Source organism: Erythrobacter litoralis (assembly GCF_001719165.1).
GTDB lineage: Bacteria > Pseudomonadota > Alphaproteobacteria > Sphingomonadales > Sphingomonadaceae > Erythrobacter > Erythrobacter litoralis.
The window spans coordinates 3,140,543-3,154,274 of record NZ_CP017057.1; the positions used below are offsets into that span (position 1 = coordinate 3,140,543).

Annotated in this window: 9 protein-coding genes; 8 read left to right on the top strand and 1 reads right to left on the bottom strand. The window is 68.1% G+C overall.

What is annotated here, in order from left to right:
- Positions 1 to 36: 36 nt before the first annotated feature.
- The 5 genes from Ga0102493_RS14920 (at position 37) to Ga0102493_RS14940 (ending at position 8,861) form a co-directional block, all read left to right on the top strand.
- Positions 37 to 780, top strand: coding sequence for an alpha/beta hydrolase (locus Ga0102493_RS14920; protein WP_034902462.1), 744 nt, complete (start codon positions 37 to 39; stop codon positions 778 to 780).
- Positions 781 to 788: 8 nt separating this feature from the next.
- Positions 789 to 1,652 carry a tetratricopeptide repeat protein gene (locus Ga0102493_RS14925; RefSeq protein ID WP_051697796.1) on the top strand — a complete coding sequence of 288 codons (864 nt, stop codon included), beginning with the start codon at positions 789 to 791 and terminating at the stop codon, positions 1,650 to 1,652.
- Positions 1,649 to 2,644, top strand: coding sequence for an LLM class flavin-dependent oxidoreductase (locus Ga0102493_RS14930; protein WP_034902465.1), 996 nt, complete (start codon positions 1,649 to 1,651; stop codon positions 2,642 to 2,644). Before Ga0102493_RS14925 ends, Ga0102493_RS14930 begins: the two co-directional genes overlap by 4 nt.
- Before the next feature lie 169 nt (positions 2,645 to 2,813).
- Positions 2,814 to 7,568: an NAD-glutamate dehydrogenase gene (locus Ga0102493_RS14935; RefSeq protein ID WP_034902884.1), complete on the top strand. Its 4,755-nt coding sequence runs from the start codon at positions 2,814 to 2,816 to the stop codon at positions 7,566 to 7,568.
- A gap of 39 nt (positions 7,569 to 7,607) precedes the next feature.
- Entirely contained in the window at positions 7,608 to 8,861 is a 1,254-nt protein-coding gene (locus tag Ga0102493_RS14940) for an NAD(P)/FAD-dependent oxidoreductase (protein ID WP_034902467.1), read from the top strand.
- Here the strand turns inward: Ga0102493_RS14940 and queG are convergent.
- Positions 8,845 to 9,918 (bottom strand): tRNA epoxyqueuosine(34) reductase QueG, encoded by a 1,074-nt coding sequence (queG, locus tag Ga0102493_RS14945; protein ID WP_081845585.1) that lies wholly within the window; start codon positions 9,916 to 9,918, stop codon positions 8,845 to 8,847. The two genes, Ga0102493_RS14940 and queG, sit on opposite strands and share 17 nt — an antisense overlap.
- 46 nt (positions 9,919 to 9,964) lie before the next feature.
- Between queG and Ga0102493_RS14950 the strand changes: the two genes are divergently transcribed.
- The 3 genes from Ga0102493_RS14950 (at position 9,965) to Ga0102493_RS14960 (ending at position 13,694) form a co-directional block, all read left to right on the top strand.
- On the top strand, positions 9,965 to 10,960 hold the full coding sequence (locus Ga0102493_RS14950; protein WP_034902888.1) for an ABC transporter ATP-binding protein: 996 nt from the start codon (positions 9,965 to 9,967) through the stop codon (positions 10,958 to 10,960).
- An 8-nt stretch (positions 10,961 to 10,968) separates the two neighbouring features.
- Positions 10,969 to 12,240, top strand: coding sequence for an ABC transporter permease (locus Ga0102493_RS14955; protein WP_236922249.1), 1,272 nt, complete (start codon positions 10,969 to 10,971; stop codon positions 12,238 to 12,240).
- Between the two features lie 119 nt (positions 12,241 to 12,359).
- On the top strand, positions 12,360 to 13,694 hold the full coding sequence (locus Ga0102493_RS14960; RefSeq protein ID WP_034902473.1) for a cytochrome P450: 1,335 nt from the start codon (positions 12,360 to 12,362) through the stop codon (positions 13,692 to 13,694).
- The last annotated feature ends 38 nt before the right edge of the window (positions 13,695 to 13,732 follow it).

The following is a 13,732-nucleotide window of genomic DNA, read 5'->3' on the forward strand; positions in this document are numbered from 1 at the left end:
GCGCGCAAAGGCCCGGGAAAGGCATGGTCGCGTCCGATGACCGACATTCGATTTCACGACATGCCCGATGGACGCCGGATCGCCTTGCGCAAGGCGGACGGCGCCGGACCGTGCCTCGTCTTCCTGCCGGGCTACATGTCCGACATGGCGGGCGGCAAGGCGAGCGCGCTGTTCGAACAGGCCCGCGACGAAGGACGGGCCGCCCTGCTGCTCGACTATTCGGGCTGCGGGGAAAGTTCGGGCAGCTTCGCGGACGGCACGCTGTCGCGCTGGCGGGACGAGGTGTTGGCGCTGGTCGAAAGCCATGTGAACGCTCCCATCATCCTCGTCGGCTCGTCGATGGGCGGCTGGCTGATGCTGCTCGTGGGCGAGGCTCTCGGGGCCAGGGATAACGGGCGCCTCGCCGGCATGGTCGGCATCGCCGCCGCGCCCGATTTCACCCGCTGGGGCTATTCGGACGAACAGCGCGCGCAGCTCGCGCATGGGCAGATCGTCTACGAGGACAATCCCTACGGCCCCGAGCCCACGCCAACCCATCCCGGCTTCTTCGCTGATGCCGAAAGCCACATGCGGCTGGGGCAGGAAATCGCGATTCGCTGCCCGGTGCGCCTGCTCCACGGGCAATGCGATGCGGACGTGCCGTGGGAGGTGAGCCTGAAACTCGCCGAGGCTCTGCGTTCGGACGATGTACAGGTGACGCTGATTAAGGACGGCGACCACCGCCTCAGCCGCGACGCCGACATCGCATTGCTGAAGCGGACCGTTTCCACCCTCACCTGAAGGCTCCCATGTCCCTCTTCCTAGCGCTTCTCCTGCAGGTCGGCCCCGACCCCACCGCCGGCGCGATTGCGGGCGAGCCAGACGAACTCGTCAACCGTCCCCCCCGTGCCGCCGAAACCATCGAGGCCCCGCTCGATCCGGTCAGTCAATGGCTGAAAAGCTGCCTCGAACAGGTAGTCGACGACCCGGCGCGCGCCCATGCGAAGGCGCAGATCCGCCGGAACGAGACCTTCGGCGAGCAGCGCGTGATCGCCAATCACTGCCTTGGCGTGGCGGCGACCGAGCTTGGCCTGTGGGACGATGCGCGCGCCGCCTTCCTCGCCGCGCGCGACGAGACGCCGCAAGGCGAGGCGCGCACGCGTGCGCGGTTCGGGGCGATGGCAGGCAATGCCGCGCTGGCGGCGGGCGACCCGGCGAGCGCGCTCACCCTGCTCGCCGCCGCCGAGGACGATGCGCGCACCGCCGCCTCCGCCAGTCTCGAGGCGATCGCCGCGCTCGACCGGGGGCGCGCGCTGGTGGCGCTCGATCGGCCCGAGGACGCCCTCGCAGCGCTGCGCGATGCGACCCGGCTCGCACCGACAAGCGGCGAAGCGTGGCTGCTCGAAGCGACCCTGCTGCGGCGCCTGGAACGGCTGGACGAGGCGCAGGCCGCGATCGAGCGCGCGGTGGAACTTGTCCCCATGGACGGCGCGGTCGGGCTCGAGGCGGGCGTGATCGCGGTGCTTGCGGGGCGCGAAGAGGCCGCGCGCGAAAGCTGGGAATCGGTCATCGCCACCCAGCCCGAAAGCCTCGCGGCGAAGACGGCAAAGGCTTACCTTGCACAGCTCCCTCCCGCAGTGGACAATGCGCCGCGAGAGGAGCCGCAACAATGACCCGATTTTCCGTCCTCGATCTCGTCCCCGTGCGCGAAGGGGGCACGCTTGCCGAAGCCTTCGCCGCCGCCGCCGACCTCGCCCGCGCCGCCGAGACCGCCGGGTGCAAGCGTTTCTGGGTGGCCGAACACCACGCGATGGACGGGATAGCCGGCGGGGCGACCTCGGTCGTGCTCGCCCATATCGGCAATGCGACCAGCACCATCCGCATCGGTTCGGGCGGGATCATGCTGCCCAACCACACGCCGTTCCAGATCGCCGAGCAGTTCGGCACGCTCGATGCGCTCTTCCCCGGCCGGGTCGATCTCGGCCTCGGCCGTGCGCCCGGGGCGGGGCCGGAACTGCAGCGCGCGCTGCGCAAGAACCTCCACCAGGCCGCCGAGCAATTCCCGCAGGACGTGCTCGAACTGCGCGCGCTGCTCACGGGCGATGTCGAATTGCCGATCACAGCGACGCCCGGCCTCGGCGCCAAGGTCGAGATGTGGATGCTCGGCTCCTCGCTGTTCGGCGCGAGCCTCGCCGCCCGGCTCGGCCTGCCCTATGCCTTTGCCGCGCATTTCGCGCCCGACCATCTCGACGCCGCGCTCGCGCTTTATCGCCGCGATTTCCAGCCTTCCGAGGCGCTCGACAAGCCGCATGTCATGGTCGCGATGAACGTCTTCTGCGCGCCGAGCGAGCGCGAGGCGCGCACCCTCGCATCAAGCCAGCAGCAAAGCTTCGTGCGGCTGCGCACGGGCAATCCGGGCAAGCTCCCGCCGCCGATCGAGGACTACACCGACACGCTGCCCGCCCCGGCGCGCGCGATGCTCGACCATATCGGGCAGGCTGCCGCCGTCGGCACTGCGCGCGAGGTACGCGAGGCGATCCACGCCTTCATCCGCCGCACCGGCGCGGACGAGATCATGCTGTGCGGCGCGACCTACGATCCGCAGGACCGCATAAGGTCGCTCGAAAGCACGATGGAGGCATTGGAGGCCGTCCCCGCCGCTTGAGGAAAGCCGGGGCGAACCGTCACAAAAGGGCGGCGAAAGCGTGGCAATGGTGCTTGCGCCCGCCCGGGCAAAGCCTGTATCGGCGGCAGCATAACAACACCCCGGCATAATAATGTTGCGCCGCAACATGAGGGCGCGCCAGGCCGGGTCGAGGTTCCAGGAGCAACAGATGGTCTCGAATCCCGCCGGGAACGCCGCCACGGGCGACCTTGCCGAGGTGCTAGCCGAGCGCATGAGCGCCGCGATCCTGCCGGGCGACATCCCGCTCGAGGACGAAGCGCTTGCCGATGCTGCCGTCTTCCTGCTCGAAGCCGCTTCCCACCGCGAAAGCGAACGCGCCGCGATCACGATCGAATCCGCCACCGACGGCCGCCGCCGCCTGCGCATCGCGATCGTCAACGACGACATGCCCTTCCTCGTCGATTCGATCGCCGCCACTCTCACCGCGCAGGGCGTGAGCATCGACCGGCTGGTCCACCCGGTGATCCCCGTGCAGCGCGATGCCGACGGCACTCTGACCGGGCTCGGCACTGCGGAAACGGGGCGCAAGGAAAGCTTCGTCTACATCGAGACGCCGCGCGTCGATGCGCGCCATCGCCGCGACCTGCTCGCCGAATTGCGCCGCACGCTGGGCGATGTGCGCGCGGCGGTGAGCGATTGGGGCGCGATGCAGCAGGCGATGCGCGCCGATGCCGATCGGATCGCGGCGAGCGAAAGCGGCTCCGGCCCCGAATACGAGGAAGCCGCCGCGCTGCTCCGCTGGCTCAATGACGGCATGGTGACCCAGCTCGGCCATCTCACCCGGCGGCGCGACGGGACCGAGGAGGACGCGCTTGGCATCTGCCGCGCGAGCGCGCGCGAGATCCTTGCCGAAATGTCCTACGAACGCGCCTTTGCGTGGTTCGACGCCAGCGCCGAAGGGGGCGATGAAGGGGAGGGCGGCAAAGGCGAGCCGCGCTCGCTGCTGGTGATCAAGGCGAACCGGCTGTCCAATGTCCATCGCCGCGTCCCGCTCGACCTGTTCATCGTGCCCCACCGGGAAAACGAGGGGACCGAGCGCGGGCGGACGACCGCGCTGTCGATCCATGCCGGCGTGTGGACCAGCGCCGCGCTCGCTTCGCCGCCGCAGGACGTTCCAATCCTGCGGGCCGCGCTCGCACGGGTGACGCAGGAACTCGGCTTCGACCGGGCGGGCCATGCGGGCAAGAGCCTCGTCCACGCCTTCACCACCCTGCCGCACGACCTGCTGGTGGCCTTCGGTCACGACGAGATCGCCCGGCTGACCACCGCGATGATGAGCCTGATGGACCGCCCGCGCCCGCGGCTGGTGCTGGTTCCCTCGCCGCTCGCCCGGCATGTCTTCGCCTTCGTCTGGCTGCCGCGCGACACGATCTCGACCGATGTGCGCATGCGCATCCAGGCGCTGCTGACGCAGGAGCCGGGGACCGCGCTGCTCGACTGGAGCCTCGAGATCGAGGGCAGCGACCTTGCCCTGCTGCAATTCCTGCTCGACACAAGGGCGAGCCGCAGCGCGCCCGATGCCGCCGCGATCGAGGCCAATCTCGAAGACCTGCTGCGCGGCTGGGGCGAGGCGGTCGAGACGCATCTCGCCGAGGGCGAAGAACCGGGCCGCGCGACTGCGATCGCGGCGCGCTATGCCCCCGCCTTTCCGCCCGGCTATCGCGGCGATTACGGCCCCGCCGAAGCCGCGCGCGACATCGCCCGGCTGCGCGCGCTCGCCGCCGCCGACCGCGAGGACGCGGCCCCGCCCCGCGACGTGCGGCTTTACCGGCTCGAAACCGACCTGCCGGGGAGCCTCAGGCTCAAGATCTATTACACGCGCGGCCTGCTGGCGCTGTCGGATGCGGTTCCCGCGCTCGAGAATTTCGGCTTTCGCGTGGTGACCGAGATTCCGACCCTGCTCGCTGGCGGCGCGCTCGGCACGATCCACGATTTCACGCTCGACCTGCCGCCCGGAACCGAGGCCGAGAGCCTGCTCGCGCGGTGCGAGGCGATCGAGACGGCGATCGCCGAGGTGCTCAATGGCGGGGCCGAGGACGATCCCTTCAACCGGCTGGTGATGGGCACCGCGCTCGCCGCGCGCGAGGCGAACTGGCTGCGCGCGATCTATCGCTACCTGCGCCAGACGGGGATGGGCTTTACCATCTACACCGTGGTCGACGCGCTGGAACGTGCGCCCGACGTGACCCGGGCGATGATCGACCTCTTCCTCGCCCGTCACGACCCGGCTTTCGAGGCGGAGCGCGAAGAGGCCTGCAAGGCCGCCGAGCGCGCCTATACCGCCGGCCTCGCGAGGGTCGCGGCGATCAATGACGACCGGCTGCTGCGCCTGTATCGCGCGGTGGTCGATGCGTGCCTGCGCACCAATGCGTTTGCCCCGGCGGCCGAGGAAGCGCTGGCCTTCAAGATCGATTCGGCACTGATCCCCAACCTGCCCAAGCCGCTGCCGTGGCGCGAGGTGTTCGTCTATTCGCGCCAGGTCGAGGGCATCCACCTGCGCTCCGGCCCGGTCGCGCGCGGGGGGCTGAGGTGGTCCGACCGGCGCGACGACTTCCGCACCGAGATCCTCGGCCTGATGAAGGCGCAGAAGGTCAAGAACGCGGTGATCGTTCCCACCGGGGCCAAGGGCGGGTTCTATCCCAAGCAATTGCCTTCCCCCGCGCTCGACCGCGAAGGCTGGGCGGCCGAGGGGCAGGCGAGCTACGAGGTCTTCATCCGCACCCTGCTGTCGGTCACCGACAATATCGAAGAGGGCAAGGTCGTCCATCCGGCGCATGTCGTCGTGACCGACGGGGACGATCCCTATTTCGTCGTCGCAGCGGACAAGGGTACGGCGCGCTTTTCCGACGTGGCGAACGGGATCGCACAGGCGCGCGAATTCTGGCTCGACGATGCCTTCGCATCGGGCGGGTCGAACGGCTACGACCACAAGGCGATGGGCATCACCGCGCGCGGCGGCTGGGTTTCGGTCCAGCGGCACTTCCTCGAAATGGGGATCGACGTGCAGTCCGAAAGCGTGCGCGTCGCGGGCTGCGGCGACATGTCGGGCGACGTGTTCGGCAACGGCATGCTGCTGTCGAAGGCGATCAAGCTCGTCGCGGCTTTCGACCACCGCCACATCTTCCTCGATCCCGACCCCGACCCGGCGGCAAGCTGGGCCGAGCGCAAGCGCCTGTTCGACCTGCCGCGTTCGAGCTGGGAGGATTATGACAAGTCGCTGATTTCCGGGGGCGGCGGGGTGTTCTCGCGCGATCTCAAGCGGATCGAACTGTCGGGCGAGGTTCGCGCCATGCTGGGCCTGGAGGATAGCGAGATCGAACCCGATGCGCTCATCTCCGCGATCCTGCGCGCCGAAGTGGACCTCATCTGGTTCGGCGGGATCGGCACCTACATCAAGGCCGAACGCGAAAACCACATCGCTGTGGGCGATCCTGCCAACGACGCGCTGCGCATCGATGCAGAGGACGTGCGCGCCAGGGTCATCGGCGAAGGCGCCAATCTCGGCGTCACGCAGGCGGGCCGGATCGAATTCGCGCTGGGCGGAGGCCGGATCAACACCGATTTCATCGACAATTCGGCCGGGGTCGATTGTTCGGACAACGAGGTCAACATCAAGATCGCGCTTGCCGCGGCGATGAAATCGGGCCGCCTGACGCGCGAGGAGCGCAACGGCCTGCTGGTCGAGATGACCGAGGAGGTCGCCGAAATCGTGCTCGAGGACAACCGGCTCCAGGCGCTCGCCCTGTCCGTCGCCGAGGCGGCCGGGCCGGACCAGAGCGCATCCTATGTCCGCCTGATCGAGCGGTTGGAGGAGATGGGCGATTTCGACCGCCGCACGCAGGGCCTTGCCGATGGCGAGACGCTGGTGCGCCGCTCCAGCGAGGGCCAGGGCCTCACCCGCCCCGAACTCGCGGTGCTGCTGTCCTCCACCAAGCTCGCCCTGCAGGACGCGATCGAGGCGAGCGACCTGCCCGACGATCCCGCGCTGGAGGCGGTTCTGCTCGGCATGTTCCCGGGGCCGATGCAGGAGCGTTTCGGCGAGGAGATCCGATCGCACCGCCTGCGCCGCGAACTGATCGCGACCGAAATCGCCAACCGCATGGTCAACCGGCTCGGCCTGCTGGTCGCCTTCGAACTCGCCGAGGAAGAGGGCGCGAGCCTTGCCTCGATCGCCAAGGCCTTTGTCGCGCTCGACATGCTGTTCGATTGCAGCGCGCTGTGGGACGCGCTCGACACCGCGGATGTGAGCGAAGCGACGCGGTTGATGCTGTTCGACCGCACCGCCCATGCGCTGCGCGCGCAGATGGCCGACCTGCTGCGGGCGGGCGCTGCGCGGCAGGCGGCGAGCGCGCTGGCGGACGAACTCGCGCCCGGAATCGCCGAACTTGCGAAGGCGACGGGCGCGGTGCTCGTGGGCGAATCGCGCCAGCGCTCGGACCGGATGCAGGCCGAGCTCGAAGCGGCCGGTACGCCCTCCGATCTTGCTGCGCGGGTGGTCCACCTGTTCGAGATGGACGGCGCGGTCGGCCTTGCACGGCTGTCGCGCAGGACCGAAGTGCCCGTGCTCGAACTGACCGAGGCCTTCACCGCGCTCGGCATGCGCCTCGGGCTCGACTGGGCGCAGGGCACGGCGGCGCTGATGGAGCCTTCGGACGTGTGGGAGCGCCTGCTCGTCGCCGGGCTGGCGCGCGATTTCCAGCAGATGCGGCTCGATTTCCTGCGCCGTCTGGTGCGCCGCAAGGGCGGGGAGATCGCTCCGGCGGTGGACAGCTGGGCCGAGGAGAACGCCGCCGCGATCCGCCGTTTCCGCTCCGTGGTCGAACGCGCGCAGGCGCACCCGCCGGTCGGCCCCGCCGTCCTCGCCCAAATCGCGAGCCAGGCCCGCAACCTGCTCGGCCCGTAAGGCTTGACCTCGGCCCCGCTTTCGGTGACGCATCGCGCCATGGATGGAGAGGACAAGACGCCGAAGAATGCCGACGTGGTGATCGTCGGGACCGGCCATGGCGGCGCGCAGGTCGCGATCGCATTGCGCCAGCAGGGCCATGAGGGCACGATCCTGATGATCGGGCGCGACACCTCGCCGCCCTATGAACGCCCGCCTCTGTCGAAGGAATATCTCGCCGGCGAAAAGCATTTCGAGCGGATCATGATCCGGCCGGAGAAGTTCTGGGCCGACAAGGGGATCGATCTCGTGCTGGGCCGGGGCGTCACCGCGATCGATCCGGTCCGGCACGTGGTCACGCTCTCGGACGGCAGCAAGATCGGCTATCGCAAGCTGATCTGGTCGGGCGGGGGCGATCCGCGCCGTCTGTCCTGCCCCGGCGCAGGGCTCAAGGGCGTGTTCTACATCCGCGACAAGCGCGATGCTGACGCAATGATGGAAGCGCTGGCGGACGGTCCAAGGAAAGCGGTCGTCATCGGCGGCGGCTATATCGGGCTCGAGGCGGCGGCCGTGCTGCGCAAGCTCGGCTGCGAGGTTACGCTGATCGAGATGCAGAAACGCTTGCTCGCACGGGTCGCAGGAGAGGACCTGTCGCGCTTCTATGCCGAGGAACACCGCAGGCAGGGCGTCGACGTCCGGCTGGAGACCGGGGTCAACGAGATCCTCGGCGAGGAAGCGGGCCGTGTCACCGGGGTGCAGCTGACCTCGGGCGAGGTGGTGGAGTGCGACATGGTGGTCGTCGGCATCGGCATCGTCCCCGCCGTCGCCCCGCTGATATCTGCCGGGGCGGCCGGTTCGAACGGGGTGGACGTCGATTTCTGCTGCCGCACCACATTGGACGACATCTACGCGATCGGCGACTGCGCCGCCCATGCCAATCCTTTCGCCGGCAGCGCGGTGATCCGGCTGGAATCGGTCCAGAACGCGCATGACATGGCGAACACCGTCGCCCGCGCGATCATGGGCGAGAAGGAACCGTATGGCGCGCTGCCGTGGTTCTGGTCGAACCAGTATGACCTGAAACTCCAGACCGCAGGGCTCAGCCTCGGCTATGACGAGACGGTGCTGCGCGGCGATCCCGACAGCCGCAAGTTCACCGTGGTCTATCTCAAGGAAGGTAAGCCGATCGCCTTTGACTGCGTGAACACGATGAAGGATTACGTGCAGGGCAGGAAGCTGCTCGAGAGGGGCGTCGAGCGGGTCGATCGCGACCTGCTGGCCGATCCCGCAGTTCCGCTCAAGGAGCTTGCCTGAGCTTTCCCAGCGCCCAGCGGGCGGCTTCGGCGACGACCGGGTCGGGATCGTCCTGCAACGCCTTGCACGGCCCCGACAACGCGGCCTCGCCGCTGTTCCCGGCGGCATAGAGGCAATTCCTCACGAACCGGTCCCGCCCGATCCGCTTGATCGGAGAACCCGAGAACAGCGCCCTGAATCCCGCATCGTCCAGACCCAGCAATTCGGCAAGGCGCGGGGCAACCAGTTCGGGGCGGGGGAGGAATTCCTTCATCGCACGGGCTTGCGACGCGAACTTGTTCCACGGACACACGGCAAGGCAATCGTCGCAGCCATAGATGCGGTTGCCCAGCCCTTCGCGCAGGTCTTCGGGCACCGGGCCCTTGTGCTCGATGGTGAGGTAGGAAATGCAGCGGCGTGCATCCAGGCGATAGGGCGCGGGGAAGGCATCGGTCGGACACACGTCGAGACAGGCGCGGCAGGAACCGCACTGGTCGCGGTGCGGATCGGCCGGGGCGAGATCGAGGGTGGTATAGATCGCGCCCAGGAACAGCCAGCTGCCGTGTTCGCGACTGACGAGATTGGTGTGCTTGCCCTGCCAGCCGATCCCCGCCGCTTCGCCCAGCGGCTTTTCCATGACGGGCGCGGTGTCGACGAAGACCTTGACCTCGGCGCCCTCCTCCTCCGCCACCAGCCAGCGGGCGAGCGCTTTCAGGCGCTTTTTCACGACATCGTGATAGTCCTTGCCCTGTGCATAGACCGAAATGCGCGCATGATCGCGCACATGTTCGAGCGCGAAGGGATCGTTGGCAGGCGCATAGCTCATGCCCAGGGCGATGACGCTCTTCGCCTGCGGCCACAGCCCCTGCGGCGAGCGGCGGTGGTGAAACCGCGTCTCCATCCATTCCATCGTCGCGTGATGGCCCTCGCCCAGCCATTCCTCGAGCCGCCGGGCGCGCACCGGGTCCTCTTCGGCGCTGGCGAAGCCGCAGGCGGCAAAGCCCAGCTCGTGCGCGCGCTCCGCTATTCGCTCTTCCAGCGGTGCGTCCCCGGACGTGCTTACCGGCGCGTTAACCATGCTTGGGGTTACTCCCGTTTAGTCTCGCGCGTTAACCGTGGAAGTCATGGATATGGCGGTAGGCGAACTGGGCGCGGCGGGCAAATATGCATCCGCCGGCGATAATCGACCCCTCGCGATAGAAGCGCGCGGGCTGATCAAGAGCTTCGACGGCACGCGCGCGGTCGACGGGGTGGACATTTCCGTGCCCGAAGGCGCGATCTACGGCGTGCTCGGCCCCAATGGCGCGGGCAAGACGACGACCTTGAGGATGCTGCTCGGCATCATCGACCCCGACGAAGGGGTGCGCCGCGTGTTCGGGCACGACCGTCCGCACGATATCGGCCGGCTGATCGGCTATCTGCCTGAGGAACGCGGGCTCTACCCAGCGATGAAGGCGGTCGAGGCGATCGCCTTCATGGGCGCGCTGCGCGGCCTGCCGCTCGCCGAAGGGCGCAGGCGGGCGGCCGAACTGCTCGAACGCCACGACCTAGCCCATGCCGCCGGTCGCACGATCCGCCAGCTGTCGAAAGGCATGGCGCAGACGGTGCAATTGCTCGGCACGCTGGTGCATCGCCCGCGCCTCGTGGTGCTGGACGAGCCATTCTCGGGGCTCGACGCGATCAACCAGGGCAAGCTCGAAGTGCTGATCCGCAATCTCGCCGATGACGGGGTGACGGTGATCTTCTCGACCCATGTCATCCACCATGCCGAGAGGCTGTGCGAAGGCGTCGCGATCATTGCAGGTGGCCGCGTCCCCTATGCCGGCAGCGTCGAGGCCGCGCGCGACCGCATTCCGGCGCAGGTCAGGCTCGAAACCCGCGCCCGCGAAGGGCGCTGGATGCAGGCGCTCCCCGCCGAAACGCGCCGGGTGGGCGATTTCTTCCATTTCCCGCTCCCCGAAACGGGGATCGAGCCGCTGCTGCGCCAGCTGATCGAGGGCGAGGCGGGCATCCTCTCGCTGTCGATCGAGCGCGCGGGATTGCACGACGCCTTCGTCGCGATCGCGGGCGAGGCCGCCGCGCGGCAATTGGCCGCAGACAACGAGGAGGCCGCGCGATGAACCCCGACATGAACGCCAGATCGCGCCTCTCCAGCCTCGAGGCCGCCTGGGTCATCGCCCGGCGCGATTTCGTCGCCGTCCTGTTCAGCCGCGCCTTCCTGTTCTTCCTTCTGGGCCCGCTCTTTCCGGTGATCGTCGGCGGGCTGGCGGGGAGCATCGGCAGCCAGGTCCAGCGCGAGGCGGTGAGCGTCGAGATCGGCCTTGCCATGTCCGAGCCGGACAATGCCGCCATGATCGCCGCGCGCGAAAGTCTGCGCCCGCAACTGGGCAGCGCGCTGCCGCGGCTTGCCGCCGTGCCCGAAGCGCGCGAGCCCGGATTCGACGCCAGGGCCTTTCTCGAAGCGCGCCGGGCCAATTACGCCGCGATCCTTTCGGGCAGCCCGGAGGCCCCGCGCCTCGTCGGGACCGAGGCGCAGGTCGCGCACTGGCAGGGGCCGATCGGCCTGATCGCCGCGAGCGCCGCCGGAGCCGCGCCCGCCGCCTTCCCCGAGGTCCGGACCGAAATCGTCGCCACCAGCGGCGCGTCGCAGCGATCCAACCGCATCCGCACCGCGCAGGCCGCGCAAATGCTGCTGTTCCTTCTCACCATGCTGCTCGCCGGGATGGTGCTGTCGAACCTCGTCGAGGAAAAGGCGAACAAGATCATAGAGATTCTCGCCGCCGCGATCCCGATGGACGCGGTCTTCATGGGCAAGCTTTTCGCCATGCTCGGCGTCAGCTTTGTCGGCATTTCGGTTTGGGGCGCTGTCGGTTGGGGACTGTGGAGCCTCGGCGGCGATGCCGTCACCGCGGCGATGGGAAGCGATCCGTCCGACCTTCCCGCGCCCGCCGTGGGCTGGGGGCTCTTCGCGATCCTCGGCATCGCCTATTTCTCGATGGCCTACCTCCTGCTCGGCGCGCTGTTCCTGACGATCGGCGCACTCGCGAACACGGTGCGCGAGGTGCAGACGCTATCTATGCCGGTCACGATGATGCAGCTGATGGTGTTCTTCCTTGCCGCCTACACGATCACGCAGCCCGGCTCCTCGCTCGAACTGGCGGCGCTGGTGTTCCCGCTCTCCTCGCCCTTTGCCATGCTGGCGCGCGCGGCGATGGACGAGACATTGTGGACCCACGCCGCCGCGCTCGCCTGGCAGGGCCTCGCCGTGCTGGCGCTGGTCAGGGGCGGGTCGATGCTGTTCCGCAAGCGGGTGATGAAATCGGGCGGGGCCGGCCGCGCGAAGCGCCGCCGCTGGCGCGCCCGCCCCGGGCCGGAAGCGCTGGTCGAACCGGCCGAATAGGTGGCTGAACGAAACTCACTATTGACAGCGCTGTCAGTTAGGGCAGGATGTCCTGCGAACGGGAGCGGGATTCCCGAGATGCGATAAGGCACGGCCGCTCCCCTCGAGGAGAGAGAGCCATGGCAACCATCGCCCCCAAACGGCCCGAAGTGCGCCGTTCGCCGACCGCCTACGAGGCGCTCAAGCAGCATTACGACAAGCATCCCGACGAGCGGCTCAATCACCCTCACAAATGGGACGTGTCGCGTTCCGACATCTATTTCGAGGATCGCTGGCAGCCGATCTTCAAGGAGATGCAGGACGCAGGGCCGCTCCATTACATCCCCGAAAGCCCCTATGGCCCCTATTGGGCGGTGGTCGATCACAAGGCGATCCAGCACATCGAGGCCCTGCCCGAGACCTTTTCGTCGAGCTGGGAATATGGCGGCATCACGATCCTCGAACGGCTGACCGAGGAAGAGGCCGCCGCGAGCAATATCGACACGCGCGAATTGCCGATGTTCATCGCGATGGACCGCCCGCAGCACACCGGCCAGCGCCGCACCGTTGCGCCCAAGTTCACCCCCACCGCGATGGCCGACATGGAAGGCGATATCCGCGCGCGCACCGGCGAACTGCTCGATTCGCTGCCGCGCGGCGAGACTTTCGACTGGGTCGACAAGGTTTCGATCGAACTCACCACCGGGATGCTCGCGATCCTGTTCGGCTTCCCCTGGGAGGACCGGCGCCTGCTCACCTTGTGGTCCGACTGGGCGGGCGACACCGAACTCGCCACGGTGCGCGATCTCGACCAAGAACGCTGGAGCTTTCTCCAGGAGATGGCGGCCTATTTCCAGTCGCTCTGGGTGGAGCGCACGCAGGACCCTTCGGGCGACGATCTCATCTCCATGATGATCCGCTCCGAAGCGATGAACCAGATGCGGCCCGAGGAATTCATGGGCAATCTGGTCCTGCTGATCGTCGGCGGGAACGACACCACCCGCAACACGATGAGCGGGATCGTCCACGCGCTCGACAAGTTCCCCGACCAGCGCAAAGCTTTCGAGGAGAATCCTGAACTCATCCCCAATGCGGTGCAGGAATGCCTGCGCTACATCACCCCGCTCGCGCACATGCGCCGCACCTGCACCGAGGATACCGATGTCTTCGGCCAGACGGTGAAGAAGGGCGACAAGGTGGTGCTGTGGTATCTCGGCGCGAACCGGGACGAAAAGGTGTTCGAGAACCCGCACAAGCTCGACATCCGCCGCGAGAATGCGCGCCGCCACATCGCCTTCGGCTACGGCATCCACCGCTGCGTAGGGGCGCGGCTGGCCGAGATGCAATTGCGCCTCCTGCTTGAAGAGATGCACAAGCGCCGGATGCGGGTCCATGTCGCGGGCGATGTCGAACGGGTGCGGGCGAATTTCGTCCACGGCTTCCGCAAGCTCGAGGTAGAGATCACCGAATTCTGATTGCGACCCGTGGGTTCGGTCATGAAACCTTCAGGCGG

Coding starts and splice junctions, on each gene's coding strand:
- Ga0102493_RS14940 (WP_034902467.1), top strand. CDS start 7,608: ATGGATGGAGAGGACAAGACGCCGAAGAATGCCGACGTGGTGATCGTC.
- Ga0102493_RS14955 (WP_236922249.1), top strand. CDS start 10,969: ATGAACGCCAGATCGCGCCTCTCCAGCCTCGAGGCCGCCTGGGTCATC.
- Ga0102493_RS14930 (WP_034902465.1), top strand. CDS start 1,649: ATGACCCGATTTTCCGTCCTCGATCTCGTCCCCGTGCGCGAAGGGGGC.
- Ga0102493_RS14935 (WP_034902884.1), top strand. CDS start 2,814: ATGGTCTCGAATCCCGCCGGGAACGCCGCCACGGGCGACCTTGCCGAG.
- queG (WP_081845585.1), bottom strand. CDS start 9,918: ATGGTTAACGCGCCGGTAAGCACGTCCGGGGACGCACCGCTGGAAGAG.
- Ga0102493_RS14950 (WP_034902888.1), top strand. CDS start 9,965: ATGGATATGGCGGTAGGCGAACTGGGCGCGGCGGGCAAATATGCATCC.
- Ga0102493_RS14920 (WP_034902462.1), top strand. CDS start 37: ATGACCGACATTCGATTTCACGACATGCCCGATGGACGCCGGATCGCC.
- Ga0102493_RS14925 (WP_051697796.1), top strand. CDS start 789: ATGTCCCTCTTCCTAGCGCTTCTCCTGCAGGTCGGCCCCGACCCCACC.
- Ga0102493_RS14960 (WP_034902473.1), top strand. CDS start 12,360: ATGGCAACCATCGCCCCCAAACGGCCCGAAGTGCGCCGTTCGCCGACC.